General features: G+C 69.1%; 25 protein-coding genes. 10 read left to right on the forward strand and 15 right to left on the reverse strand.

What is annotated here, in order from left to right:
• Window positions 1–78 precede the first annotated feature (78 nt).
• From AWC02_RS05030 to AWC02_RS05050, 5 genes are read left to right on the forward strand one after another with little or no spacing between them, the layout of a single operon-like run.
• Window positions 79–1,686: an SMP-30/gluconolactonase/LRE family protein gene (locus tag AWC02_RS05030; protein WP_085127692.1), complete on the forward strand. Its 1,608-nt coding sequence runs from the start codon at window positions 79–81 to the stop codon at window positions 1,684–1,686.
• Window positions 1,683–2,420, forward strand: coding sequence for a GntR family transcriptional regulator (locus tag AWC02_RS05035; RefSeq protein ID WP_085127693.1), 738 nt, complete (start codon window positions 1,683–1,685; stop codon window positions 2,418–2,420). Before AWC02_RS05030 ends, AWC02_RS05035 begins: the two co-directional genes overlap by 4 nt.
• Window positions 2,417–4,018, forward strand: coding sequence for an AMP-binding protein (locus tag AWC02_RS05040; protein WP_085127694.1), 1,602 nt, complete (start codon window positions 2,417–2,419; stop codon window positions 4,016–4,018). Before AWC02_RS05035 ends, AWC02_RS05040 begins: the two co-directional genes overlap by 4 nt.
• Before the next feature lie 3 nt (window positions 4,019–4,021).
• Window positions 4,022–4,807, forward strand: a complete 786-nt coding sequence (locus AWC02_RS05045) for an SDR family NAD(P)-dependent oxidoreductase (protein WP_085127695.1) — start codon at window positions 4,022–4,024, stop codon at window positions 4,805–4,807.
• On the forward strand, window positions 4,804–6,270 hold the full coding sequence (locus AWC02_RS05050) for an AMP-binding protein (RefSeq protein ID WP_085127696.1): 1,467 nt from the start codon (window positions 4,804–4,806) through the stop codon (window positions 6,268–6,270). The genes AWC02_RS05045 and AWC02_RS05050 overlap by 4 nt, the downstream gene beginning before the upstream one ends.
• Here the strand turns inward: AWC02_RS05050 and AWC02_RS05055 are convergent.
• Window positions 6,239–7,591, reverse strand: a complete 1,353-nt coding sequence (locus tag AWC02_RS05055; protein WP_085127697.1) for a cytochrome P450 — start codon at window positions 7,589–7,591, stop codon at window positions 6,239–6,241. The genes AWC02_RS05050 and AWC02_RS05055 overlap by 32 nt on opposite strands.
• A gap of 118 nt (window positions 7,592–7,709) precedes the next feature.
• Window positions 7,710–8,492: an enoyl-CoA hydratase gene (locus AWC02_RS05060; protein ID WP_085127698.1), complete on the reverse strand. Its 783-nt coding sequence runs from the start codon at window positions 8,490–8,492 to the stop codon at window positions 7,710–7,712.
• Window positions 8,493–8,664: 172 nt separating this feature from the next.
• On the opposite strand from AWC02_RS05060, the gene AWC02_RS05065 reads away from it, so the two are divergent.
• From AWC02_RS05065 to AWC02_RS05075, 3 genes are all read left to right on the forward strand, one after another.
• On the forward strand, window positions 8,665–9,381 hold the full coding sequence (locus tag AWC02_RS05065) for a TetR/AcrR family transcriptional regulator (protein ID WP_085127699.1): 717 nt from the start codon (window positions 8,665–8,667) through the stop codon (window positions 9,379–9,381).
• A 201-nt stretch (window positions 9,382–9,582) separates the two neighbouring features.
• The gene (locus AWC02_RS05070) at window positions 9,583–9,999 is read left to right on the forward strand and encodes a Zn-ribbon domain-containing OB-fold protein (protein ID WP_085127757.1); all 417 of its coding nucleotides are present in this window, start codon (window positions 9,583–9,585) and stop codon (window positions 9,997–9,999) included.
• A gap of 13 nt (window positions 10,000–10,012) precedes the next feature.
• Window positions 10,013–11,167, forward strand: a complete 1,155-nt coding sequence (locus AWC02_RS05075) for a thiolase family protein (protein WP_085127700.1) — start codon at window positions 10,013–10,015, stop codon at window positions 11,165–11,167.
• A 27-nt stretch (window positions 11,168–11,194) separates the two neighbouring features.
• On the opposite strand, the gene AWC02_RS05080 is transcribed toward AWC02_RS05075, so the two are convergent.
• The 8 genes from AWC02_RS05080 to AWC02_RS05115 all read right to left on the reverse strand — a co-directional run bounded on the left by AWC02_RS05080 (window position 11,195) and on the right by AWC02_RS05115 (window position 18,980).
• Window positions 11,195–12,220: a CaiB/BaiF CoA transferase family protein gene (locus tag AWC02_RS05080; protein ID WP_085127701.1), complete on the reverse strand. Its 1,026-nt coding sequence runs from the start codon at window positions 12,218–12,220 to the stop codon at window positions 11,195–11,197.
• A complete protein-coding gene (locus AWC02_RS05085) occupies window positions 12,221–13,174 on the reverse strand; it encodes a TIGR03564 family F420-dependent LLM class oxidoreductase (RefSeq protein WP_085127702.1) in 954 nt (317 codons plus the stop codon).
• A 2-nt stretch (window positions 13,175–13,176) separates the two neighbouring features.
• Window positions 13,177–13,602 (reverse strand): cobalamin B12-binding domain-containing protein, encoded by a 426-nt coding sequence (locus AWC02_RS05090; protein WP_085127703.1) that lies wholly within the window; start codon window positions 13,600–13,602, stop codon window positions 13,177–13,179.
• On the reverse strand, window positions 13,602–15,179 hold the full coding sequence (locus tag AWC02_RS05095; RefSeq protein WP_085127704.1) for a methylmalonyl-CoA mutase family protein: 1,578 nt from the start codon (window positions 15,177–15,179) through the stop codon (window positions 13,602–13,604). Before AWC02_RS05095 ends, AWC02_RS05090 begins: the two co-directional genes overlap by 1 nt.
• A 64-nt stretch (window positions 15,180–15,243) precedes the next feature.
• Window positions 15,244–16,098 carry an MlaE family ABC transporter permease gene (locus tag AWC02_RS05100; RefSeq protein WP_085127705.1) on the reverse strand — a complete coding sequence of 285 codons (855 nt, stop codon included), beginning with the start codon at window positions 16,096–16,098 and terminating at the stop codon, window positions 15,244–15,246.
• A gap of 3 nt (window positions 16,099–16,101) precedes the next feature.
• On the reverse strand, window positions 16,102–16,908 hold the full coding sequence (locus AWC02_RS05105; RefSeq protein WP_085127706.1) for an MlaE family ABC transporter permease: 807 nt from the start codon (window positions 16,906–16,908) through the stop codon (window positions 16,102–16,104).
• 120 nt (window positions 16,909–17,028) lie between these two features.
• Window positions 17,029–17,862, reverse strand: a complete 834-nt coding sequence (locus AWC02_RS05110; RefSeq protein WP_085127707.1) for an enoyl-CoA hydratase/isomerase family protein — start codon at window positions 17,860–17,862, stop codon at window positions 17,029–17,031.
• A gap of 26 nt (window positions 17,863–17,888) precedes the next feature.
• Window positions 17,889–18,980 carry a phosphotransferase family protein gene (locus tag AWC02_RS05115; protein WP_085127708.1) on the reverse strand — a complete coding sequence of 364 codons (1,092 nt, stop codon included), beginning with the start codon at window positions 18,978–18,980 and terminating at the stop codon, window positions 17,889–17,891.
• Between the two features lie 151 nt (window positions 18,981–19,131).
• On the opposite strand from AWC02_RS05115, the gene AWC02_RS05120 reads away from it, so the two are divergent.
• Both AWC02_RS05120 and AWC02_RS05125 read left to right on the forward strand, forming a co-directional pair.
• The gene (locus AWC02_RS05120; RefSeq protein WP_085127709.1) at window positions 19,132–20,628 is read left to right on the forward strand and encodes an acyl-CoA carboxylase subunit beta; all 1,497 of its coding nucleotides are present in this window, start codon (window positions 19,132–19,134) and stop codon (window positions 20,626–20,628) included.
• Window positions 20,628–21,089, forward strand: coding sequence for a lipocalin-like domain-containing protein (locus tag AWC02_RS05125; protein ID WP_085127710.1), 462 nt, complete (start codon window positions 20,628–20,630; stop codon window positions 21,087–21,089). The genes AWC02_RS05120 and AWC02_RS05125 overlap by 1 nt, the downstream gene beginning before the upstream one ends.
• On the opposite strand, the gene AWC02_RS05130 is transcribed toward AWC02_RS05125, so the two are convergent.
• From AWC02_RS05130 to AWC02_RS05150, 5 genes are read right to left on the reverse strand one after another with little or no spacing between them, the layout of a single operon-like run.
• Complete coding sequence (locus AWC02_RS05130; RefSeq protein WP_085127711.1) at window positions 21,076–22,044, reverse strand: NADPH:quinone oxidoreductase family protein; 969 nt, start codon at window positions 22,042–22,044, stop codon at window positions 21,076–21,078. The genes AWC02_RS05125 and AWC02_RS05130 overlap by 14 nt on opposite strands.
• Complete coding sequence (locus AWC02_RS05135) at window positions 22,044–22,652, reverse strand: TetR/AcrR family transcriptional regulator (RefSeq protein WP_085127712.1); 609 nt, start codon at window positions 22,650–22,652, stop codon at window positions 22,044–22,046. The genes AWC02_RS05130 and AWC02_RS05135 overlap by 1 nt, the downstream gene beginning before the upstream one ends.
• Window positions 22,649–23,965, reverse strand: a complete 1,317-nt coding sequence (locus AWC02_RS05140; RefSeq protein WP_085127713.1) for an acyl-CoA dehydrogenase family protein — start codon at window positions 23,963–23,965, stop codon at window positions 22,649–22,651. Before AWC02_RS05140 ends, AWC02_RS05135 begins: the two co-directional genes overlap by 4 nt.
• 24 nt (window positions 23,966–23,989) lie before the next feature.
• Window positions 23,990–24,751, reverse strand: coding sequence for an SDR family NAD(P)-dependent oxidoreductase (locus tag AWC02_RS05145; RefSeq protein WP_085127714.1), 762 nt, complete (start codon window positions 24,749–24,751; stop codon window positions 23,990–23,992).
• Between the two features lies 1 nt (window position 24,752).
• Complete coding sequence (locus AWC02_RS05150) at window positions 24,753–25,796, reverse strand: phosphotransferase family protein (RefSeq protein ID WP_085127715.1); 1,044 nt, start codon at window positions 25,794–25,796, stop codon at window positions 24,753–24,755.
• Window positions 25,797–25,846 lie beyond the last annotated feature (50 nt).

Below are 25,846 nucleotides of genomic sequence, written 5' to 3' on the forward strand. Positions count from 1 at the left end.
ATTCACCCGTCAAGGCCGAGAATCCCGTCCACTGCGGGCTATTGTCTGGACTAACAGAGCTTGCTAACGTCCGGAGTCATGACCGCCGCCCTGCCGTGCCCGCGCGAGGTGGCCGGAACGCCCACGGTGGCGCCCGGCTGGCGCCTGGAGCGGATCACCGAACCGAGTCGGCTCTTCGGCGCCAACGGGTTGCGAACCGGCCCCGACGGCCGGGTCTACGTCGCGCAGGTCACCGGCAGCCAGATCAGTGCCCTGGACGCGTCCACCGGCGAGCTGGCGGTGGTCAGCGCGCGCGGCGGCGATGTCGTGGCACCCGACGATGTCGCATTCGACGCCGACGGCATCCTGTATGCCACCGAGGTGATGGATGCGCGGGTCAGTGCGCTCGACCCCTCGGGCCGCAGCCGCATCCTGCGCGACGACCTGCCCTGCGCCAACGGGATCACGGTGTACCGCGACCGGCTGTTCGTCGGGGAATGCCGCGAGGGCGGGCGCCTGATGGAACTCGACCGCGGCACCGGTGCGCAACGCATCCTGGCCGAGAACCTTCCGTCGCCCAACGCCATGGAGGTGGGGCCGGACGGCCTGCTGTACTTCCCGGTGATGACCGCCAACGAGATCTGGCGGATCGACCCGTTTGCCGCCGGCGCCACGCCGCAGCGGGTCGCCGCCGATCTGGGCGTACCGGACTCGGTGAAGTTCGACGCCGAGGGCTGCATCGTCTCCACCCAGGCCGCCAGCGGACAGGTGCTGCGCATCGATCCGCGCACCGGCACCGCCACCGTGCTCGCGCAGCTGCAACCCGGGCTCGACAACTGCACCTTCGTCGACGGGCGATTGTTGGTCTCGAACTTCACCGGCGAGATCACCGAGATCTCCGGTGCCGGCCAGATCCGTACCGTGCTGCCCGGCGGATTGAACTGGCCGCTGGACCTGACCGTGGACGCCGCCGGTCGGCTCTATGTGGCCGACGGCACCTACTTCTACGCCGTCACGCCGGGCGGCCGCCTGGAGACCCAGGGCATGCTGTTCAGTCCCGGCTATCCCGGCTTCGTGCGCGGCGTGACCGCGGTCGGCCCCGGCGAGTTCGTCGTCACCACCTCCGGCGGGCAGGTCGCGCGCTACCAGCCGGCGCAGTCGTCCAGCGAGGTGCTCGCCGACGGATTCGATCAGCTCTACGGGGTGGCGGCGGGACCGGCCGGGGTGGCGGTCACCGAGTTCGGCACCGGACGGGTGCTGGGCGTGCGCGCCGGTGCGCACGAGGTGCTGGCGACCGGGCTGGCCGGACCGGTCGGCATCGATGCCACCGACGACGGCGCCTACCTGGTGGCCGAGTCCGGCGCCGGGCGGGTGGTCCGGGTCGACGGGTCGCGGCATCAGACCGTGGTGGACGAACTCGTTCGCCCGCAAGGCATCGCGCGGGCGGGCCGCACACTGTATGTGGTCGACGCCGGACGCCGGCAGGTACTGGCCGTCGACCTCGGCACCGGAGCGCGACAGGTGATCGCCGAGGGGCTGCCGATCGGGCCACCGCCGGGTGTCACGCCCAAACCCCTCAACGGCATGCCACCGTTCTCCGGCCCGCAGGGGCCCTTCGCCGGCATCACCCGCCACCCCGACGGCACCCTGTTCATCTCGGCCGACGGCGACGGCAGCGTGCTGGCCCTGCACCCGGTCGGCCCGTGACCGACCACCGCTACCTGCGGGTCGCACGGGTGTTGCGCAAGGAGATCGCCGACGGCGTCTACCCCATCGGTTCGCAACTGCCCACCGAGCATGAACTGTGCGAGCGGTTCAATGTCAGCCGCTACACCGTGCGCGAAGCACTGCGCCGGCTGCGCGAGGACAACCTGGTGGTCTCGCGTCCCCGCTCCGGCACCGTGGTGGTCCCCCGCGCCGCGGCCAACTGCTATGCCCAGGAGGTGGTGTCGATCGACGACCTGGTGGCATTCGCCGCCGGCGCGCACTTCGAGATCGACTCCAACGCCATGGTCACCCTCGACTCCGAAGCCGCCGCGCGCACCGGCCTGGCGCCGGGCACGCAGTGGCTGGCGGTCCGCGGCAACCGCCGTACCGAGGACCAGGCCGTACCGATCTGCCACACCGAGTACTACATCAACCGGACGTTCGCCGGGGTCGGCAGACTGCTGCAGCGGCACACCGGGCCGATCTTTCCCCTGATCGAGGACGTGTTCGGCGTCAGCGTCGTCGAAGTCCGCCAGCACATCCGCGCAGTGATCATCACCCCCGAACTCAGCACCGCACTGGCCGTCGCCCCCGGCACCGCCGGGCTGCAGATGCAACGCCGATACACCACCTCCGAAGGCGAGATCGCCCAGGTGACGGTGAACACCCATGCCGGCGACGACTACCGGTACTCCATGACGCTGCACCGGGTGACCGGACCGAGCGGCCCGTGACGGTCCGTAGCACCGCCGAGCGCGCCGCCGCGGCATACGCGGCGGGCCTGTGGGTCCCGACCACGCTGGCCGACCGGCTGCGCGACGCCGCCGAACGGGATCCCGACCGGGTGCTGCTTATCGACGGCGACACCCGGCTGCGCTGTGGGCAACTGCAGCGCCAGGCGAGCCGGCTGGCCGGGGCGATGCTCGAGCGGATGCCGAGCGGCAGTGTGGTGTCCTTCATGCTGCCGAACTGGCATGAAGCGGCCGTGGTGTACCTGGCCGCGGCCCTGGCCGGGATGGTGGTCAACCCCATCCTGCCGTCATTGCGCGACGCGGACCTGAGGTTCGTCCTCGCCGATTCGGGCAGCCGAATGCTGTTTGTGCCAGGGCATTTCCGCGGCCACGACTACGCCGCGATGCTGAACCGGGTAACCGCGGATCTTCCCGAGGCACCCGAAGTGGTGCTGGTCCGCGGCTCGGCCGCCCAGCACACCGGCTACCGCACGCTGATCGACCGTTCGCAGCCACCGGCCGCCCTGCCCGCGGTGGACCCCGACGCGATCCGCCTGCTGCTCTACACCTCCGGCACCACCGGCCGGCCGAAAGGTGTTTTGCACACCCATAATTCGATCAACGCCCTGATCAGCCAGCTGGGCCGGCACTGGCTGGTGACGCCCGGCGACCGGTTCCTGGTGCCCTCCCCCATCGCGCACATCGGCGGATCGATCTATGCGTTCGAGGCCCCCCTATTGCTCGGCACCACCGCCGTGCTGATGGACACCTGGGATCCCGCCGCGGCCGTATCGCTCATGCTCGCCGAGTGCTGCACCCACATGGCGGGGGCGACACCGTTTCTGGTCCAGCTGCTGGCCGCCGCGCGCGACGCCGGAACTCACCTGCCCGACCTCAAGCTGTTCGTCTGCGGCGGAGCCTCCGTTGCATCCTCGTTGATCCGCGAGGCGGCCGGCTATTTCCGCACCGCCACCGTCACCCGGGTGTATGGATCCAGCGAGGTACCGGTCAGCACGGTCGGATCGATCGGCAGACAACACCTTTCCCACGCCGCCGAGACCGACGGCCGGCCCGGGATCGCCGAGATCAAGCTGGTCTCGCACCCCGGCACGCCGGCCGGCGAGGCCGAGATCTACGTGCGCGGGCCGCAGATGTTCTGCGGCTACCTGCACCCCGAGGACGAGCGCGACTGTTTCGATGCGCAGGGTTACTTCGCCACCGGCGATCTCGGCCGGTGGGTCGACGGTGACCACCTGGTGGTCACCGGCCGCGTCAAGGACGTGATCATCCGCAACGGCGAGAACATCTCGGCGCGCGAGGTGGAGGACATCCTCATCGACCATCCGCAGATCGCCGAGGTCGCCGTGGTGGGGATACCCGATGCGCGGACCGGGGAACGTGCCTGCGCGGTGATCGTTGCGGCCGGTGAGCCGGCACCGGCAGTCGGCGACCTGCGCGCCATGCTGACCGAACGCGGCATCGCGCGGTTCAAAGCCCCCGAGCAGGTGGTCGTCTGGGACGAACTGCCCAAAAACGACGCCGGCAAGGTTCTCAAGCAACAGATCCGGGCGCAGCTGATCCCGGCGGAGGTAGGTGAGTAGATCATGCAGGTGGCGATTGTGACCGGCGCCAGCAGCGGAATCGGATTCGGCTGCGCGACAAAGCTGGCCCGGCAGGGCATGGCGGTACTGGCCACCGGCCGCGATGAGCACCGACTGGCCGGGTTGGCGGCCAGCCTCCAGGACGCCGGTGTCGAACCCGAACGCATCGCCACGGTGGCGGTGGACCTGACCGAGCCGGACGCGCCCCGGCAGATCCTCCAGGCCGCCCTGTCCCGCTGGGACCGGGTGGACTACCTGATCAACAATGCCGGAGTCGGCAGTCCCAAGCCGCTGCACGAGACCGACGACGAGACGCTGGACCACTTCCTGAATCTGATGCTTCGAGCACCCTTCCGCCTGACCCGCGAAGTGCTGCCCCACCTGGGACCCGGTTCGGCGATCATCAACATCACCTCGACCTTCGCCGTGGTGGGCGGATTGCGGGGCGGGGCCTACTCTGCCGCCAAGGGCGGCTTGACCGCGCTGACCACCCACCTGGCCTGCCAGTACGGGCCCCAGGGCATCCGGTGCAACGCGGTCGCCCCCGGTGTCACCGTGACACCGATGGTCGAACAACGGCTTTCCGACAACCGCTTTCGCAAGCTGAACACCGAGATGACGCCGTATCCGCGACTGGGCCGGGTGGACGACATCGCCGGCACCGTGGCCTTCCTGTGCTCGGAGGCGGGCTCGTTCATCAACGGCCAGACCATCGTGGTCGACGGCGGCTGGAGCGCGACCAAATACCTGTCCGACTTCGGTCTCGACTCCGACTGGGTGCAACCGTGAACCTGTTCGCACTGCTGGATCAGGCGGCGGCCCGGTTCGGCGATCAGGGCGCGGTGTATCACGGTGAGCGGCTGCTGCACACCTGGAGCGGGCTGGCCGACCGCGCCCGGCGGATCGCGACGTCGCTGGGCCGGCTGTCCGGCCCCGGGGCGCGCATCGCGATCGCCAGTGAGAACCGGCCGGAGATCATCGAGCTGATGTTCGCCACCTGGGCAGCCGGTCACGTCGTGGTGCCGCTGAACTACAAGCTGCATCCGCGGGAGATGGCGCAGATCATCGACGATGCCGGCGCGGCGCTGGTCTTCGCGTCCCCCAAACTCGCACCGGAGCTCACCGCGGCGGTCGGGACACCCGTGGAGACCATCGGCGGCGCCGCCTACCGGGATCGATTCGCCGGCCCGCCGGCCGACACCGCGGACCCCGATCCCTCCCGGCTGGCGTGGCTGTTCTACACCAGCGGCACCACGGGACGCTCCAAGGGCGCCATGCTGACCCACCGCAACCTGATGGCGATGACGGTGGCACATCTGGCCGACCTCGACGACCCGGACGCCGGCTGCAGCCTGATCCACGGTGCGCCGATGTCGCACGGATCGGGCCTCTACATCGCGCCCTATGTGCTGCGCGGGGCCCGCCAGGTGGTGCCGGCGTCCGGGGCGTTCGACGCCGGCGAGTTTCTGGACCTGTGCGCCCACCATCCGGGCGCCACCGCCTTCCTGGCGCCGACGATGGTGGCCCGGCTGGTGGCCACCGGCCGGGACCGCCCGGCCAACCTGCGCAGCATCGTCTACGGCGGCGGGCCGATGTACCTCGAGGACATCAAACGGGCGATGGCCGCCTTCGGACCGGTGTTCGCCCAGCTCTACGGCCAGGGCGAGGCGCCCATGACCATCACCGGGTTGCAGCGGGCCGATCACCTGGGCGACGACGCCGTCCTGGGCTCGGTCGGCTGGCCGCGGTCGGGCGTCGAGGTCGCGGTCCTGCGCGACGACGGCAGCCGGGCCTCCACCGGCGAGGTCGGCGAGATCGTGTGCCGCGGCGACGTGGTGATGGGCGGCTACTGGAACAACCCGGGCGCCACCGCCGAGGCGCTCCGGGACGGCTGGTTGTTCACCGGCGACCGGGGCTCGTTCGACGCCCGCGGCTTCTTGACCCTGCGGGACCGCTCCAAGGACGTGGTGATCAGCGGCGGCAGCAACATCTATCCGCGCGAAGTCGAGGAGGCGCTGCTGAGCCATCCCGGTGTCGTCGAGGCCGCGGTGGTGGGCGCGCCCGACGCGCAGTGGGGCGAGATCGTGGTGGCCTTCGTCGTGGGCGGCGTGTCCGCGGCCGAGCTGGACAGTCACCTGTTGGAGCGCATCGCGCGGTTCAAGCGCCCCAAGCGCTATGAGTTCATCGAGGCATTGCCGAAGAACAGCTACGGCAAGGTGCTCAAACGCCAGCTGCGCTGCCAACTGGGGTGAGACGGGCGTCGGTGCGCCGCCGCCGCACCACCGCTCGGCCTCCGCGCGCTGCCGCGGTGGTCACGCCGCGGGAGCGGTTGCGCTCTCCCCGTGCGGTGGTGGTGCCGAATTCGAACTCGCGCAACAGGGTGCGCAGCGTCACCAACATCTCCATGTTGGCGAATGCCGCACCCACACACCGGTTCACCCCGCCGCCGTAGGGAACCCAGAAGGTGGTGTCGGGCGGGTTGCCCACGAACCGGTCCGGGTTGAACAGCTCAGGATCCTCGTAATGCTGCTGCGAGAGGTGCAGCATCCGGAAGGGCACCACCACCATGCGTCCTTCGGGGATCACCCACCGCCCCAGTCTGATCCGTGCGTGGGTGAGGCGCCCGGTTCCCTCGACCACCGGACGGGTCCGCTGCACTTCCCACACCACGGCCTGCAACAGCTCGGTACCGCCGGCGTCGGCCTCTGCCGCCAGGCGCTCCAGCAGGTCCGGATGGCGGCGAATGCGCTCCACCGCCCACGCCAGAGTGGTCGCCGTCGTTTCGTGGCCCGCAGCCAGCAGGGTCAGCAACTCATCGGCGATGTGCGCATCGCTGATGGGTTCCCCGTCGTCGTAGCGCGCCGCCAACAGCAGCGACAGCACGTCGGTACGCTCGGCGAAATCGGGGTCCTGGCGTGCTCTGGCGATCAGTCTTGTGATCAATGCGTCGTATCGCCGCCGGTAGAAGGCGTAGCGCCCGCCGGGGCTGAGCGGGCCGTAGTCGCGGCGGACCCGCGGCGGCAGCACCGCCAGTCGTGACCCCAGTTCCACCAGTGAGGGCAGGATCTGGCGCAGTTCGTCGAACTCGGCTCCCTCGGCACCGAAGACCGCTCGCAGGACCACGTTGAGGGTGATGCGCATCATCGACGGCTGGGTGGCGAACTCCCGCCCTTCGGGCCAGGTCGCGACCTCGCGGAGCGCCTCCTGCTCGACGATCGACTCATATCCGGTCATCCGTTTGCCGTGGAACGGCGGCACCAGCAGCTTGCGCCGGCGAAGGTGCTCGGCGCCGGCCAAGCTGAACGTCGATCCGGGTCCCAGCACCGCCCCCAGATTGTTGGCCCGGGCCACCAGGTCGCTGCTGGTGGTGAACAGGTTCTTCGCCAACACCGGGTCGCTGATCACCACTGCGTGTCCGACGACCGGCAGGCGCACCGTGAACGCACCGTGGTAGCGGCGTTGCACCGCCCGAAAGGCGCCTTTGCGGCCGAAAAGGAAGAGCAGCGCCGTCAACAGTGCCGGGATCGGCACCACCGGTGGCAGCAGCACCGGATCACTAGTCTTCTCGGCCACGCCAACACCTTTCGAACACCCCGCGGTACATGCGCGTACCACGCTGCCCTATGGCGTCCGCCGGCTCAACCCTTAGATTCCCCGAGAACATAAGCGCCCGGCCACGCCGGGCCGTTCGCTAGGTGACCTGCGACTTCATCTGGTCAAGGTTCACCAGGATCGGCCAACCGCAGACCGAGAGCGCGTTGCCGTGACCGGTTTCGTGGATGTCGAACGCGGACTGGATCGCCGAATGGAAGCCCTGCACGTCCAGGGTCTGGTTGACCGCGCGCTTGGCCTGACGCAGTGCGAACGAGGGCATGGTGGCGATGTGCTCGGCGAGTTGGCGGGTCTCGGCGTCCAGCTGCTCACGCGGGACCACCCGGTTGACCATGCCGGTCTGCTCGGCTTCCTGCGCGGTCATCGCCCGGCCGGTGAACAGTATCTCCTTGGCCTTGCGCGCTCCCAGTTCCCAAGTGTGCCCGTGGTATTCGACACCGCCGATACCCATCAGCACCACCGGGTCGGAGAACTGGGCGTCGTCGGCGGCGATGATCAGGTCACACGGCCAGCACAGCATCAGCCCGCCGGAGATGCACCGGCCCTGCACCGCGGCGATCGAGGGCTTGGGCACATTGCGCCAGCGCAGGGTGTATTCCAGGTAGCGCTTGCATTCGTGTTTGTAGATGAACTCCAGAGTGATCTTGTCCGGAACCGGGCCGCCACCCTTGATGTCGTGACCGGCCGAGAAGTGCTTGCCGTTGGCGCGCAACACGATGACGGCCACCTCGTCGTCGTCGGCGGCGCGGGTCCATGCCGCGTCGAGTTCGTCGAGCAGCTCGGTGTTCTGGGCGTTGGCGGCATCGGGCCGGTTCAGGGTGATCGTGGCGATCTTCTCGGCGACCTCGTAGTCGATGTACATCGGCGTCCTTCGTCAGCGGGCCGGGACGGGGTGGTCGCCGGCGGGGCGGTGGGCTGTCACCGGGTCATGCGCCGGCCCGCGTGCCGAAACCCGGGGATGAGAAGCAACTTCTCCTTTTAGGAAAGTTACCATCTTATTTATCGCCACGGCAGCGCTGCGACAGCCAGCGGCGCTGCGCCACAATTCTCCGGTAGGGTGCATTCGTGTTCTCCCAAAAAGGCAACAGCTGGAGCCGCTGGTGAGTAACCCGGAAGAAGAGCCCGTCTGGAAGCAGCGGGCGGTCGAGCGGTCGATCAAGACCGCACGATTGCGGGCCGCCCAGCGCGTTCAGCGCTTCCTGGACGCGGCCCAGGCCATCATCATCGAAAAGGGCAGCACCGACTTCACCGTGCAGGAAGTCGTCGAGCGCTCCCGGCAGTCGCTGCGCAGTTTCTACCTGCAGTTCAACGGCAAGCACGAGCTGCTGCTGGCGCTGTTCGAAGACGCCCTGGTGCGCACCTCCGATCAGATCCGGGCCGCCACCGAAGGTCAGACCAAGCCGCTGGAGCGGCTCAAAGTAGCGGTTGAGCTGCTCTTCGAACTGTCCCGGCCGGACCCCGCGGCCAAGCGGCCCCTGTTCACCGACTTCGCGCCGCGCCTGTTGGTCTCGCACCCCACCGAGGTGCGCGTCGCCTTCACCCCGCTGCTGGCCCTGCTCACCGAGCTGATGGAGGCCGCCGAGGCGGCCGGCGAACTGCGCGAGGGCGTCAACGCCCGGCGCATGGCGGCGATGACCATGCAGACCGTCATGTTCGTCGCCCAGTCCAGCGCCGAATCCGACGACCCGGCGGCCCACCCGATCACCGCCGAAGAAGTGTGGGACTTCTGCGCCCACGGCATCGCCAAGTAGCCACCGGCCGGTAGCCGCAGCGCCTTCCCGCGACCTGACACGCCGGGCGATCCCGGCGATTCCGGCCGCCCGCGGCCCGCGGGACCTCCCCCCACGCACTGAACTCGCGGCGTTCGCCTTCCCTGACCGTAGGCACGTATGCTCTAATCGAGAATGTGATTTCCCTCGGATGTGCGACTGGTCAGCGGCCCGGTGGTAGCGGTGCGTAAGCCGCTTGCGCCCGACGTCACCAACTGGCCCGACGAGAATCTCGCCCTGATCGGCAGCCGGTGCGCGGAGTGCGAGGCGACGGTCTGGCCCCGCCAAGACCACTGCCCACGCTGCAGCGGCCCGCAGATGCACGATGTGCTGCTGCCCCGCCAGGGCACCCTTGAGGCCTGGACCACCCAAGGTTTTGTGCCCAAGCTGCCCTACGCCGGCGGGGAGACCGCCGAGGGCTTCACCCCGTACGGAGTCGGACTGGTCCGACTCGGCGACGTGGTTCAGGTCGAGGCTCGCCTGACCGAATCCGATCCCGCCAAACTGCAATTCGGCATGGACGTCGAATTGACCATGGTGCCGTTCTATGTCGACGACGACGGGACCGAGATTCTCACCTGGGCGTTCCAGCCCGTCTAAGGAGACCTGGACAATGACGGTAGCGAACAACGACGTGGCGATCATCGGCGTCGGACTGCACCCCTTCGGCCGATTCGACAAGTCCGCGATGCAGATGGGCGCCGAGGCCATCCACCTGGCCCTGGCCGACGCCGGGGCGCAGTGGAAGGACATCCAGTTCGGGGTCGGCGGCAGCTATGAGATCTCCAATCCCGATGCGGTGACGCGGCTGGTCGGTCTCACCGGCATCCCGTTCACCAACGTGTTCAACGCCTGCGCCACCGCAGCCACCGCCACCCAGGTCTGCGCCGACAACATCCGGTCCGGCAAATACGACATCGGCATCGCGATCGGCATGGACAAGCACCCCCGCGGCGCGTTCACCGACGACCCCGCCAAGCTGGCACTGCCGGCCTGGTATGCCGAGAACGGTCAGTTCGTCACGACCAAGTTCTTCGGCATGAAGGCCAACCGCTACCTGCACGACCACGGCATCTCCCAGCGGACGCTGGCCAAGGTCGCCGCCAAGAACTTCCGCAACGGAGCGTTGAACCCGAACGCATTTCGCCGCAAGCCGATGTCCGAGGACGCCATCCTCGACTCGCCGGCGCTGAACTACCCACTCACCCAGTTCATGTTCTGCGCGCCCGACGAAGGCGCTGCCGCGGTGGTGATGTGCCGCGCCGACATCGCGCACCGCTTCAGCGGTAAGCCCGTCTACCTGCAGGCCACCGAGATCCGCACCCGCCGCTACGGCGCCTACGAGGTGCACGCCACCTCCGCCCCGATCGAAGAGGACGTGGCACCGACGGTCTACGCCGCCCGCGCCGCCTTCGAAAGGGCCGGCGTGACACCCGAAGACGTCGACGTCATCCAGTTGCAGGACACCGACGCCGGGGCCGAGATCATCCACATGGCCGAGTGCGGCTTCTGCGCCGACGGCGACCAGGAGAAGCTGCTCGCCGACGGGGCGACCGAGATCAGCGGGTCACTGCCGGTCAACACCGACGGCGGGCTGATCGCCAACGGCGAGCCCATCGGCGCCTCGGGACTGCGCCAGATCCACGAACTGGTGCGCCAACTGCGCGGCCAGGCCGGTGACCGCCAGGTGCCCGGCGGCCCGAAGGTGGGCTTCGCCCAGGTCTACGGCGCGCCGGGTACCGCCTCGGCATCGATTCTCACCGTCTAGGGTGCGGGCCCTGCCCCGCCGGCCGCGCTAGTCACCCAGCGCGGGCGGCGGTGAGTAGGCCGGTTCATACCCGGCGACCCGGATCGGGCTGCCCACCAGCCGGAAATCCCCTGCCGTGACCACCATTTCCGGATGCTCCTTGAGGGCTTCGGGCAACGTCCGCACCGCGGCCGCAGGGATGCCCAGGGGACGCAGCCGCGCCTCCCAGCCCGCTGCGGTGTCGGCTGCAAGCGCGGCGGTGACCACCGCGAGCACCTCGTCACGGTGCGCTACCCGCTGCGCCATCGTCGCGAAGCCTTCGACGCCGGCCTCCTCGGCGAACGCCTTCCAGAAGCCGTCGTGGGTGACGAACAGTGCCAGATATCCCTGCGCGGTCGGGAAGAGCTGCGCGGGAACGTAATACGAGTGAGCGCCATGGGGATAGCGCTGCGGTTCGACGCCGTCGTTGAGGTAGGCCGACGCGCGGTAGTTCAGCTGGGACAGCATCACGTCCAGCAGCGACACCTCCACCTGCCCGCCGCGGCCGCTGACAATCTGGGCCAGCAGGCCCAGCGCCGCGGTCAGTCCGGTGGAGTTGTCCGCCGAGGAGTAGCCCGGCAGCGTCGGCGGCGCGTCCGGATCCCCGGTCATCGCGGCCACCCCGGTCGCGGCCTGGATCACGTAGTCGAACGCGGGCTCATCTCCGCCGTCCAGGCCGAATCCGGTCAACGCGACGCAGACGATCCGCTCGTTGTGCCGCCGCAGCGCTTCGTAGGTGAGGCCGAGGCGCTTGATCACCGACGGCTTCATGTTCACCAGCAGCGCATGGGATTCGGCGACCAGCTCGCCCAGCCGCGCCTGACCGGTCGGCGAGGTCAGGTCCAGCTGGATGCTGGTCTTGTTGCGGTTGAGGCTGGCGAAGTAGCTGGCGCCGACCTGCCGCGAGATCTCCCCGCCCGGCGGCTCGATCTTGATGACCTCCGCGCCGAGATCGGCCAGCAACATGGTGGCGTACGGGCCGGCCAGCATCACCCCCACCTCGAGGATGCGGATCCCGGTAAGCGGTCCGCTCACCTAGACCGCCTTGGCGAGCTCGGCGATCACCTCACGGGTGCGGTACTTGGAGGCGATCAGTTCGTCACGGGAGTCACCGATCGGCAGCAGCCGCACCGACAGGTCGGTCACTCCGGCGTCGGCGAACTGCTTGAACCGCTTGAGGATCGACTCCTCGTCGCCGGCGGCGCACAGGTCGCCGACGTCACGGGCCGAACCTCGGTCGAGCAGGCGCTGATAGTTCGGCGAGGTCTCGGCCTCCGCCAGGATCCGGTTGGCCCGCTCCTTGGCGGTCTCGATCTCGGAGTTGGCGCACAGCGTGACCGGAATACCGGCCACGATGCGGGGCGCGGGCTTGCCGGCTGCGGCCGCGGCCTTGTTGATCCGCGGCGCGATGTGCTCGGCGATCGCCTTCTCGTCGGCCATCCACAGCGAGGTGCCGTCGGCGTGCTCTCCGGCGATCTGCAGCATCACCGGACCCAGCGCGGCCACCAGCACCGGCATCGGGGTCTCGGCGCCCAGCGCGGTGGGGTTGTGCACGGTGAAGTGCTCGTTCTCGACATCCACCGGGCCGGGGCCGGTGATGGCGGCATTGAGCACCTGCAGGTAGTCGCGGGTGTAGGCGGCGGGCTTGTCGTAGGGCAGGCCGAGCATGTCCCGGATGATCCAGTGGTGCGACGGCCCGACGCCCAGGGCCAGCCGCCCTCCGGAGATCGCGTTCACCGACAGCGCTTGGCGGGCAAGCGCTATCGGGTGCTGGGCCTGCAGCGGGACCACGGCGGTGCCCAGTTCGATCCGTGTGCTGTGGCAGGCCATCAGCGCCACCATGGTCAGCAGGTCGAAATCGTCGGGCACCTGTGGCATCCACGCGGTGGCAAGGCCCGCCTGATCGGCCCACTCGATGTCGGCGATCAGCTTGGCGACTTTGCGCGCCATGTCGCCGCGTTCGGCGCCGATCATCACCCCAAGTCGCATGATCAGTGCGCCTTTCTCTGGTCCACCACCTGGCGCACGCCGCTCACCAGCTCCTCCAGCGACGTCCCGGTGGGAAACACCGCGGCGGCCCCGGCCTCCAGCAGCTTGGGCACGTCGCCCTGCGGGATGGTGCCGCCCACCACCACGGCGATATCTCCGGCGTCGGCGGCGCGCAGCGCCTCGACGACGCGGGCGGTCAATGCGTTGTGCGCGCCGGACAGAATGCTCAGGCCCACCACCGCAACGTCTTCCTGCAGGGCGATGGCGACGATGTCCTCGATGCGCTGGCGGATGCCGGTGTAGATGACCTCGAAGCCGGCGTCGCGCAGCGTGCGGGCGACGATCTTGGCCCCGCGATCATGGCCGTCGAGACCGGGTTTGGCGACCAGGACACGGGCCGGGACGGCGGAGGGAAGCGGAGAAGTCATCAGTACACCACCGGTTGCTGGAATTCGCCCCAGACTGCTTTGAGCGCCGAGACCATCTCGCCCACCGTGCAGTAGGATTTGGCGCAGTCGATCAGGGGATGCATGAGGTTGAGATCGCCCTCGGCGGCGCGCGACAGCGCCGCCAGCTTGGCGGCGACGTCATCGGCGTTGCGCTCGGCCTTGACCCGCGCCAGCCGCTTGAGCTGGACCTCCCGGCCGGCGGCGTCGAGCTCGTAGGTGGCGATCTCCGGCGGCGGTTCGTCAGACGTGAATTTGTTGACGCCGACGACGGGCCGACTGCCGGACTCGATCTCCTGGTGGATCTTGAACGCCTCATCGGCGATCAGGCCCTGCAGATAGCCGTCCTCGATGGCACGCACCATGCCGCCGTGGTTCTCCAGGTCGGCCATGATCTCGATGATGCGTTCTTCCGTGGCGTCGGTGAGCGCCTCGACGAAGTAGGAGCCGCCGAGCGGATCGGCCACCCGGGCCACTCCGGTCTCATAGGCCAGGATCTGCTGGGTGCGCAGTGCCAGCGTCGCGGACTCCTCGCTGGGCAGGGCGAAGGGCTCGTCCCAGGCGGCGGTGAACATCGACTGCACCCCGCCCAGCACCGCGGCCATCGACTCGTAGGCGACCCGCACCAGGTTGTTCTGGGCCTGGGGAGCGAACAGGGATGCCCCACCGGCCACGCAGCCGAATCGGAACATCGATGCCTTGTCGCTGCTGGCGCCGTAGCGCTCGCGCACGATGGTGGCCCACCGGCGCCGCCCGGCCCGGTATTTGGCGACCTCTTCGAAGAAGTCGCCGTGGGTGTAGAAGAAGAAAGAGACCTGGGGCGCGAACTGCTCGATGCTCATGCGGCCACGCTCGACGACGGTGTCGCAGTAGGTGACGCCGTCAGCCAGCGTGAAGGCCATCTCCTGCACGGCATTGGCGCCGGCGTCGCGGAAATGCGCACCGGCGACCGAAATCGCGTTGAACCGCGGCACTTCGGCGGCGCAGAACTCGATGGTGTCGGCGATCAGCCGCAGCGACGGCTCCGGCGGCCAGATCCAGGTGCCGCGGGAGGCGTATTCCTTGAGGATGTCGTTCTGGATGGTGCCGGTGAGCTTGGCGCGCGGCACCCCGGAACGCTCCGCGGCGGCCACGTAGAACGCCAGCAGGATGGCGGCGGTTCCGTTGATGGTGAAGCTGGTGCTGATCTTGTCCAGGGGTATCGAGTCGAACAGGATCTCGGCGTCGGCCAGGGTGTCCACCGCCACCCCGACGCGGCCGACCTCCTCGCCGACCTCGGGGTCGTCGGAGTCGTAGCCGCACTGCGTCGGCAGGTCCAGCGCCACCGACAGCCCGGTCCCGCCCTGGCTCAGCAGGTAGCGGTAGCGCCGGTTGGACTCCTCGGCGGTGCCGAAGCCGGAGTACTGGCGGAAGGTCCACAGCCGGCCGCGGTAGCCGGACTCGAAGTTTCCGCGGGTGAAGGGATACGTGCCTGGGGGCGGCGGCTCTTCGCGCCGGTCTTCCGGGCCGTATACCGGTTTCAGCGGAATCCCTGAGGAGGTTTGCACTGGGTCACTCATCGATGGATACGGTACTTGCAAGAAATGAGAATGCCAATACCGGTGTATGCGAATGCCCGGGTCGTCAGCCGGCCAGGTTGAAGTTTCCGCTGGCCCCGTAGACCGCCAGCGAGACCAACAGGGTCACCGAGACCACCACGATCAGCGAGGTCCGCACCGCGTTGCCGACCGCGACCCCGACCCCGGCCGGGCCGCCGGCGGCGAAGTAGCCGAAGTAGGTGTGGATCAGCAGGATCGTGATCGCCATCAGGAACGCCTGCAGGAACGACCACAACAGGTCGATGGGGTTGAGGAACGTGCGGAAATAGTGGTCGTAGAGCCCGGCCGACTGCCCGAACAGGAACACCGTGGTGAAGCGACTGGCCACAAAGGACAGGATCACCGCGATGGCATACAGCGGAACGATCGCCACCAGTCCGGCGACGATGCGGGTGCTGACCAGGTAGGCGATCGGGCGAATGGCCATCGACTCCAGCGCGTCGATCTCCTCATTGATGCGCATCGCCCCCAGCTGCGCCGTGACCCCGGCCCCGAAGGTGGCGGCCAAGCCGATTCCGGCGACCACCGGAGCCGAGATACGCACGTTGATGAACGCCGCCAGAAATCCGGTCAGGGCCTCGATGCCGATGTTGCCCAGGGAGCTGTATCCCTGCACCGCCAGCGTCCCGCCGGCCGCCAGGGTCAGGAAGCCGACGATCACCACGGTGCCGCCGATCATCGCCAGGGTGCCGGTGCCCATGCTGATCTCGGCGATCAGCCGGATGACCTCGCGGCGGTAGCGGGCGAAGGCGAACGGCGTGGTGGCGATCGCCCTGCCGTAGAACAGCGTGTGATCGCCCACCTGGCTCAACGCCGTGATGGGGCGCCGGAGCTGCCGCGTCAGGCGCGGGTAGACGGCTTGCAGACTGCGCACTGCCATGCCTCAGCGCGCCGTCATCTTGATGCCGATGGCGGTGACCACGACGTTGACCACGAACAGTGACATGAAGGCATAGACGACGGTTTCGTTGACCGCGTTGCCCACGGCTTTGGCGCCGCCGCCGGAGATGGTCAGCCCCCGGTAGCAGGCCACCATGCCCGCGATCAGACCGAACAGCGCGGCCTTGACGCAGGAGATGACCAGCTCGGGAACACCGGTCAGCAAGGTGATGCCTGCCGCGAACGCGCCCGGGTTGACGTCCTGGACGAAGACCGAGAAGGCGTAACCGCCGAGGATGCCGATGATCACCACCAGGCTGTTGAGCAGCAGCGCCACCAGGCCGGCGGCAAGCATCCGCGGTGTCACCAGCCGTTGCACCGGGTTGATGCCCAAGACCTCCATGGCGTCGATCTCTTCCCGGATGGTGCGCGAGCCCAGGTCGGCGCACATCGCGGTGGCACCGGCCCCGGCCACGATCAACACGGTCACCATCGGTCCCACCTGCGTGACGGCACCGAAGGCCGCCCCGGCGCCGGACAGGTCCGCGGCCCCGAGCTCACGCAGCAGGATGTTGAGGATGAAGCTGACCAGGACGGTGAAGGGGATGGCCACCAGCAGGGTGGGCATCAGCGAGACCCGGGCGACGAACCAGCACTGTTCGACGAATTCGCGGGCCTGGAACGGCCGCCGGAACGCGAACCTGACCGCGTCCACCGACATCGTGAACAGTCCGCCGACCGCCTCCATGGGGCCGGCCAGGCGAGCTGCCGCTGCCCCCGGGGACCACCGGATCAGGTCCTTCATCCCCATCAGGCCGGCTCCTCCCGCGTCACTGCGTGTGGAATCCTATCGGATTTGTGAATTTTGGGATACCCGGTTCTGCTTTTGTTGCACACAGATTCTCACTCTGCGTAAACGCAGCGATGCGCCTCAGAGCCGGCCGTCGACCTGCAGATCGGGGTGGACCCACTGTGGTGATCTGCGTTCCTTGAACGCCCGGAAACCCTCGACGGCCTCCGGGGCGCCCAGGCTGGTGTTCATCCCGATCCGGTCGAACAGGCCGAGGTAGGAGTCCAGGCTGGCCTTGACCACCCCGCGCGCCGCCGGCGCGGTGCGACAGCACTGCGCCAGCACCTCGCGGGCGGCGTCAGGCAGGTCGTCGTGCGCGACCACCCGGGCCACCAGGCCCCAGTCCAGGGCCTCGCGCGCATCGAGGGTGCGGCCGGTGAACATCAGGTCCCGGGTGCGGACCGGCCCGATCACGCGCGCCAGCATCTGGCTGTAGTAGGTGTCGGCGATCCCGCGGAACAGCTCCGGCACCCGGAAGGTGGCCCGGTCGCTGACCACCGCCATATCACTGCACAGCGCGATCTGCAGCCCGCCGCCCTGGCACAGTCCGTTGACCGCACAGACAACCGGTTTGACCGAAGCGCGCAGGGTGTCGAACGGGGTGATGTCCATGCCCAGCGCGGCACCGAAGGTGATCCAGTCGTCGGCGCCGCCGCCACCCATGTCGCCGCCGGGGGCGAACACATCGCCGGTACCGGTGATCAACAGCCCGGCCAGCTCCGGATCCTGATTGACCCGGCCCACCGCGTACCGCAGACCGAAGTACATGGCGGGGGTCAGCGCATTGCGGGCCTGGGGCCGGTCGATGGTGCAGACGGCGATGGGACCCTCCCGCCGCAGCGTCAGGTAGGGCGTCCCCAGCCAGTCCCCCTCGGGTGGCCCCGACCGGGAGGACCCCTGCGGTTGAGCATCCATCAGCGCCGACCTCTCCTTCTTCGTCGTCAACGTCCGGCCAGCTCGGCCACCAGCTCCAGCGTGCCCAGATCACGGATGGCCTGGCATCCTCGCCGCAGCATCGTCACGAACATGTCGTCGCCGCGGTCCGTGCCGGTCGCGAACACCAGGCCCAGCGCGCAGATCAGCGGCACCTGCAGCGCGCCGAAACGGTAGTCCTGCCAACAGGTTTCCCGGTCATAGCCGGTGACACCATGGCCCAGCAACGCGCTGTGGTACTCGGCGACCAGATCGGCTTCGATCCGCTTGCGCAGCTCGGGTTCCAGGCTGGTGCCGGTGAAAAAAGCCAGGTCGCGGGCGGGCAGCCCGACCCCCAGCGTCTGCCAGTCCACCACCCAGATCGCTTCGCCGTCGGGACTGAACAGCATGTTGTCCAGCCGGTAGTCGCCGTGGATCAGCGCAAAGCGGCCCAGCGGCGCCAACAGCCACGGGGTGACCAGGTCGAGGGCAGCGGTCAGCGTCGCGCAGTCGGCGTCGCCGAGCTGGGCGCCGAGCCGCTGCACGGTGGTCGCGGCGCACATCCGGGCGATGTCGCCCATCCCCCTGGCGCCGTCGGCATCCAGCTGGGACATGGCCAGCCCGGAGAAGGTCAGCCAGCGCTGATCGCACCAGGTCGGCGCGTGCAGGCCGGCCAGAGCGGTGACCGCCAGCCGGGCCTGGTGCTGGTCGCAGCCGGCGATCTGATCGCCCTGAACCGCGGGCGACTGATCGGCGAGCAGCAGGGCGTACTCGGTCGCATCCTCGTTGATGTCGCAATGGAAGCACTGCGGTATCGGTACCTTCACCCGCGCGGCGACGTCCTGATAGAAGGCGCACTCACTGCGATATCCCAGGACGACGCGATCCCGCACGGCGTCATCGGCGGCCGGTAGCTTGATCACGAAACTGCCCGGCAGCCCGGCGGGGTTGTCGCGGTAGTCGGCCAGCACCCGGTAGGTGGCGCCGGTCTGTCCGGTCCCGACGGCGACGACATCGACCGAGGCCACCTCGACCGGTTCGCCGCGGGCACTCAGCACCGTCGACAGCCACTGACCGGTGACGTCGCGCGGATGCCGGGGTATCGCGGTCCGCGCGTTCACGGCTTCACCAACTCGGCTGTGGCCCAACCGAGCTCATCCGAACGCTCAGCCCGATGAGAATCCTGGGCGAGCCCCCGCAAGCCGCTTCCAGCCATGCCCGCAGACGCTACAGTAAGAATTTCAGTATGGTCAACGAAAGAGGACGCCGCAGATGATGAACGCCCAGGACTGGCAGGAAACCCTGGAGGACCTCGACCGGCGGCGGCAGCACACCCGGGCCATGGGCGGCCCCGAGCGGGTGGCCAAACACCGGGCAGCCGGCAAACTCGACGCGCGCGCACGCATCGGTCACCTGCTCGATCCCGGCAGCTTCCGGGAACTGGGCTCCATGGTCGGCGGTCAGATCGCCGCCGACGGCATCGTGGCCGGATCGGGGCTCATCAACGGCTCGCCGGTGATGGTGGGGGCCGAGGACTTCACCACGCTGGCGGGCAGTATCGGCCCCGGCGGCAACGCCAAGCGCTACCGCATCGCCGAACTGGCGCTGCGCGACAAAATCCCGCTGGTGATGCTGCTCGAGGGCGCCGGGTTCCGGCCCACCGGGGAACACTACGGCCGCACCCCCACCGACCTGCTGGCCCAGGCGCAGTGCTCGGGCAAGGTGCCGACAGTCGCCGCGGTACTCGGCCCGTCGGCCGGGCACGGCGCCCTGGTCGGCCCGGTCTGCGATTTCCGGATCATGAGCCCGCACGGCGCGATCTTCACAGCCGGCCCGCCGGTGGTCAAAGAGTCCACCGGCGAGGTGATCTCCAAAGAAGACCTGGGCGGCCCCGAGGTGGCGCTGACCAGCGGTGTGGTGCACAACTTCGGCGCAGACGACGCGGCGGTGCTCGACGACATCCGCCGCTACCTGTCCTACTTTCCGTCCAGCGCCTGGTCCTATCCGGTGTCGCTGGCACCGGACTCCGCCGCCGAATCACGGGCCACACCCGAACTGCTCGACATCGTCTCGCGCGACAACCGCCGCGTCTACGACATGCGCTCGGTGCTCGACGTCGTCTTCGACCGGCCCGACTGGTTCGAGGTCCAACCGCGGTTCGGCCGCGCGATCGTCTGCGCACTGGCGCATCTGGGCGGCCATCCGGTTGCGGTGGTGGCCAACCAGCCGCAGGTGCTGGCCGGTTCCATCGACACCGACGCCGCGGACAAGGCGGCGCACTTCATCATGGTGGCCGATTCCTTCCACCTGCCGATCGTGTTCCTGGCCGACAATCCCGGCATGCTGCCCGGCAGCCGCTCGGAGCGCGCGGGGGTGCTGCGGGCCGGTGCCCGGATGTTCGCCGCCCAGACCGCGGCCACCACCTTGAAGCTGCATCTGACCCTGCGCAAGGCCTACGGGTTCGGTTCCATGGTGATGTCGCTGCTGGGTTTCGACGCGCAGGTCGCGACCTTCGCCTATCCCGGGGCGACGATGGGCGCGATGAGCGCCGCGGCGCTCAGCGCGGCCTCGCACGCCGGGGAGGATCTGGCGGCCAAGCTGCGCGACACCGAACTGCAGGCCTCCTACCACTCCGCCCAGCAGCTCGGCTTCGACGAGCTCATCGATCCCCGCGAGACCCGCGACGCGCTGCTGTGCGCCCTGCAGCGCGGTCTGCGCAGCCGCCAGGCCGCCGCCGAGCCGGTGGCCCGAACCGTCATCATGCCCTGATGAGCACCCTGCGCGAGGCCATGCTCGGCGGCTGGGAGCTGTTGTCGTTCGAGTCCCGCGGTTCAGCGAGGCTCGACGCAGGAGAGGCGAAGCTGGGACCGCGGTATGAGCCCGTCGACACCGCCACCGGCGCGGTGTCGCATCCCCTGGGCACGCAGCCGCGCGGCTTGATCCTCTACACCGGCGACGGCTACATGTCCGCGCAGCTGACCGGGAGCGCCGAGGAGGCTGTGCGCGACGGCATGTCGTCCTCCTATATCGCCTACGGCGGCCGTTTCCACGTCGACGAAGACACCGCGACGGTGCGGCACGAGGTCAGTGTGTCGATGCTGCCGCAGCTGCTGGCGGCACCGCAGGTGCGGCAGGCGCGCGTCGACGGCGACCGGCTGACCCTGTCGGCGACCACCACCACCGACGGGGTGACGGGCCGGCACACCCTGGTCTGGGTCAGACGTCGATGATCACCTTGCCGACCGCCTTGCGGTCGGCGACGTAGCGCAGCGCGGCCGCGGTCTCGGCCAAGGGGAAACGGGCACCGATGTAGGGGCTGACCGTGCCCTCGGCGAACAATCGCTGCAGCTCGGCGAGGTCGCGCTCATTGCATTCGGGATAGTCGGTGGCGAAGGTGCGGATCTCCATGCCCTGCACGGTGATGCCCTTGAGCATCACCAGGTTCAGCGGGATCGCGGGAATGACGCCGGAGGCGTAGCCGAGCGTGACGAAGCGCCCGCCGCGGGCCAGACTGCGCAGCGCCGGCTCGGCGTAGGGCCCGCCGACCGGATCCAGCACCGCCTGCGCGCCCTCGCCGGTGATCTCGCGGATGCGCGTCTTGAGGTCCTCGCGGTCGTAGTCCACGGTCGCCGCCGCGCCGCGTTGCCGGCACACCTCCAACTTCTCCGGGCTTGAGGCCGCCGCGAGCACTTTGACGCCCATTGCCACGCCGAGGTCGACGGCGGCCAGCCCGACGCCGCCGGCCGCGCCCAGCACCACCACCCAGTCGCCTTCGCCGACGCGGGCCACCGAGCGCAGCGCGTGGTAGGCGGTGCGGTAGGTGACGCCGAACCCGGCCGCGGCCGCGTAGTCGATGCCCTCGGGGATCGGTGTTGCGACCGCGGCGGGCACCAGCGCCTGCTCGGCGAAGCCGCCCACGAACGACGTGCCGACCACCCGGTCGCCGGGCGCGAAGGCCACGCCCTCCCCGACCGCCAGCACGTCACCGGCCAGCTCGCTGCCGGGGGTGAACGGCACCGGGATCTTGATCTGATACTTGCCGTCGATCATCAGCACGTCGGGGAAGTTGACCGCCGCCGCGCGCACCCGGACCACCATGGTGCCGGGCCCGGGCTCCGGATTCGGCAGCTCCCGCAGCACCAGGTCTTCGGGCGGCCCGTAGCGCTCGCAGACGATCGCGCGCATCAGTGAGCCCCCAGCCCACGCAGGCAGAACGACACGAGATGATCCACATCGGCCGGCGCAGGCCGGCGACCCGTATTGAGGTAGCCACGCATGGTCGACAAGGTAGCGCCAAAGATCAGGTCGGCATCCCGGCGGGGGTCGTCGCCGCCGAGCGCGGCAACCGGCGCGGTGAGCAGATCGCGCAACGGCGCCAGGATCTCCTGGTCGGATAACCGCCGTTGCCCGCCGGCCTCCAGCTGGGTGCTGGCGGCGCGGCTCAGGCTCAGCAGGTGCGGGTCGGAGAGCTGCGCCAGGGCACCGCGAATCCATCGCGCGACCTGGGCCGCCGGCGTGCGTTCCTTGGCCATCTGGTGTTCCAGGTAGGACACCACGATCGCGACGCCGCGTTCCATCACCGCCAGGATCACGTCGTCCTTGCCGGCGAAGTAGCGGTAGAACGCCTTGTTCGACGAGCCCGCCTCGGCGACGATGTCGCAGACCCGGGGTGGGTCGGGCGCGCTGCGCTGCAACACCGTGACCGCAGCGGCCAGGATGCGCTCCACCTCGGCGGTGGCCTCGCGCTGCCGGTCGTCGAGCGCGCGGTGCACCGCCGCCTCGACCCGGCTCATGGTCTGGGCACCGCGGGGATCTCGTCGAGCAGGTGGCCGTATTTCGCGCGGGCGGCCGCGAGGCGGTTGTCCAGGAACTCGCTGGGCCACTCCGGATCCTCGGCCTCGTAGTCCTTGAGCAGCAGCCGGGCCAGGTTCACCTTGTGCGCCTCGGTGGGGCCGTCGGCCAGACCCAGCGCCACTCCGCCCAGCAGCACATTCGTCAGCGGCAGCTGTTCGGTCAGGCCCATGGCGCCGTGCACCTGGATGGCGCGCAACCCGATCGACTTGAGTATCTGCGAGGCCAGGATCTTGCAGACGCCGATCTCGGCCCGGGCCGCCTTCTCGTCGCCGGAGTCGATCAGCCACGCGGCGTGCAGCACCGTCAGCCGGAACGGGACCAGTTCGGCGTAGGAGTCGGCGATGAAGGCCTGCACGAGCTGCTTGTCGGCCAGCGAACTGCCCTGGGTGAAGCGGCTTTTGGCGCGGCGGGCCATCATGTCGATGGCGCGCTGCGCCACGCCTATCGAGCGCATGGCGTGATGCAGGCGGCCGCCGGCCAGCCGGCTTTGCAGGATCAGGAATCCTTGCCCCGGCTCCCCCAGGATCGCGTCGGCCGGCACCCGGACGTCGTCGTAGCGCACCAGCGAATGCCCGGCCTCGTGGGGATGCGAGCCGACCAGGTGATGGGTGGCTTCGATGACCAGGCCGGGGGTGTCGGCCGGGACCAGGAAGGTGGACGCCCCGCGGTGCACGGGCACATCCGGGTCGGTGATGGCCACCACGATGAAAAACGACGCCACCGAGGCGTTGGAGGAGAAGTACTTGCGTCCGGTGATCACCCAGTCGGCATCGTCTTCGGGTCCGGCCCGCCGGGCCCTGGTGGTGAACACCCGTGGGTCGGCGCCGCCCTGCGGCTCGGTCATCGAGAAACAGGAGAAGATCTCCCCCGACAGCAGCCCCGCCAGGTAGCGGTCTTTTTGGGCGCGCGTGCCGAAGCGGGCCAGGATCTCGGCGTTTCCGGTGTCGGGGGCCTGGGTGCCGAACACGATCGGCGCCCAGCTGGATCGGCCGAGGATCTCGTTGATCAGGGTCAGTTTGACCGCCCCGAATCCCTGACCGCCCAGCTCGGGACCCAGGTGCGGAGCCCACAGCCCCTGCTCGCGCACCCGGTCCTTGAGGGGGTCGACGATACGGCGGCGTTCCTCGGTCAGCGGCAGGTATTCGCAGCCGGGAAACAGCACTTCCAGTGGTTCGACCTCGTCGCGCACGAATGAACGGATCCAGTCGAGCTTGGCCTCGAACTCCGGTTCGGTGGAGAAGTCCCACGCCATCGCTTCGTTCCTTTCGTCTGTGCCTCAGGCACTGCCGCCGTCGGCCCGCAGGATCGAGCCGGTGGTGAAACTGGAGGCATCCGACATCAAGAACAGGGCTGCGCCGACGATCTCGGGCGGATTCCCGGCGCGCTGCAATGCCGCGGAGCCGAACGGGTTGGCGGCCTGTCCGAAATCCCAGGCTTTGGAGATGTCGGTGAGAAAGGGGCCGGGCATCAAGGTGTTGACCCGCACCGTCGGCCCGAAAGCCTGGGCCAGCGCCTCGGTCATGACGTTGAGGCCGGCCTTGGCCGCGGCGTAGGGAATGAAGGAGGGGTGCGGGCGCAGCGACCCGTGGGTGCTGACATTGATGATCGATCCCCGGCCGGCCGCCACCATCCGTTCACCGATCAACGCCGACAACCGAAAGGGCCCTTTGAGGTTGAGGTTGACCACGGCGTCGAACATCTTCTCGGTGACGTCGGTCTGTTTGTCGTAGACCGGCGACATGCCGGCGTTGTTGACCAACACGTCGACCCGGCCGAACCGCTGATAGGCCGCATCGACCAATCCGTCGAGCTCATCCCAGCGCCCGACGTGCACGGCGTAGGGCATCACCGAGCGTCCGGTGGCGGCCTCGATCTCTGCGGCGACCAGCTGGCAGGCCTGATATTTGCGGCTGGCGATCAGCACGTCCGCGCCGCACCGGGCGGCGGCCATCGCCATCTCGCGGCCCAGGCCGCGACTGCCGCCGGTGATCAGGACCACGCGGTCGGTCAGGTCGAAGAGCGTGTCAGCGTAGCCCATGTCAACCTCGCTTCGACGGAAGGGAACGGGCGAGTTCGGCTGCGGCACCGATCAACTGCGGGATCATCGGTCCCATGGCGGCGGCGATCTGCGGGTCGACCGCCGCGCCGCTGACCGAGGCGGCGTAGGTCTTCTCCAGCACGATCCCCAGCTTCCAGTTGGCTAGCACCAGGTAGTAGTCGATGTTCTCGGTGGACAGGCCGCTGAGCCGCTCGTAGTGCGCCAGCAGCTCGGATCGGGCCGGCATGCCGGCGAGGTCGGCGTAATACCCGTCGGTGCGCGGGTTCTCGCCGTCGTAGCCCAGCAACGCCCAGGCCAGGTCCAGCAGCGGATCCCCGACGGTCGTCATCTCCCAGTCGATGATGGCGACCAGTTTCGCTGGTGCCCCGTGGGCGTACATCACGTTGGCGAACTGGTAGTCGCCGTGCATGATGCCCGGGGTGTAGTGCTGCGGCCGGTTGCGGCGCAACCAGTCCGCGGCCTCGTCGAGACCCGGCAGCTCCCGCACCCGGTAGCGGTCCAGGAATGCCAGCCATCGGTCCACCTGGCGCTCGTGGAATCCGTCCGGGCGGCCGAACCCTTCGAGGCCCTGCGCCCGCCAGTCCACCCGGCCGAGCCGGGCGGCGCCCTCGACCAGCTCGAAAGCCAGGCCGCGGCGGGCATCTCGGTCCGAGTCGAACGGGGCCGGCCAGGCGTTGCCGGTCGAATTCCAGCCGGTCACCTCCGCCATGACATAGAACGGGGTGCCGAGCAGCTCGCCGTCGTCAGCGGCGATCAGCTGCGCGTGCGGTACGTCGGTGCCCGACAACGCCCGCACCAGGCGGATCTCGCGCCGCAGCCCGTCGATGCGGGCGGCGTCAGCGCGCGGGCCGGGCATCCGCAGCACCATGGCGGCCTCGCCCCGGCGCACCCGGTAGAGCGTGTTCTGCGAACCTCCGGTCAGCGGTTCAAGCCGGGGATACTCGCCCTGGCCAGGGGCGCCGTGGGCGTCGAGCCATCGCCCCAGCCGGTCGCCGTCGAGCCGGGACCGCTGGACCTCCGCCATCTTGCACCTCGCAATCTCCAAACAGAGAATAGCGTTCTCCACGGAGCCGG

The sequence above is a fragment of the Mycolicibacter engbaekii genome, assembly GCF_002101585.1.
In the GTDB taxonomy this organism is placed as follows: domain Bacteria; phylum Actinomycetota; class Actinomycetes; order Mycobacteriales; family Mycobacteriaceae; genus Mycobacterium; species Mycobacterium engbaekii.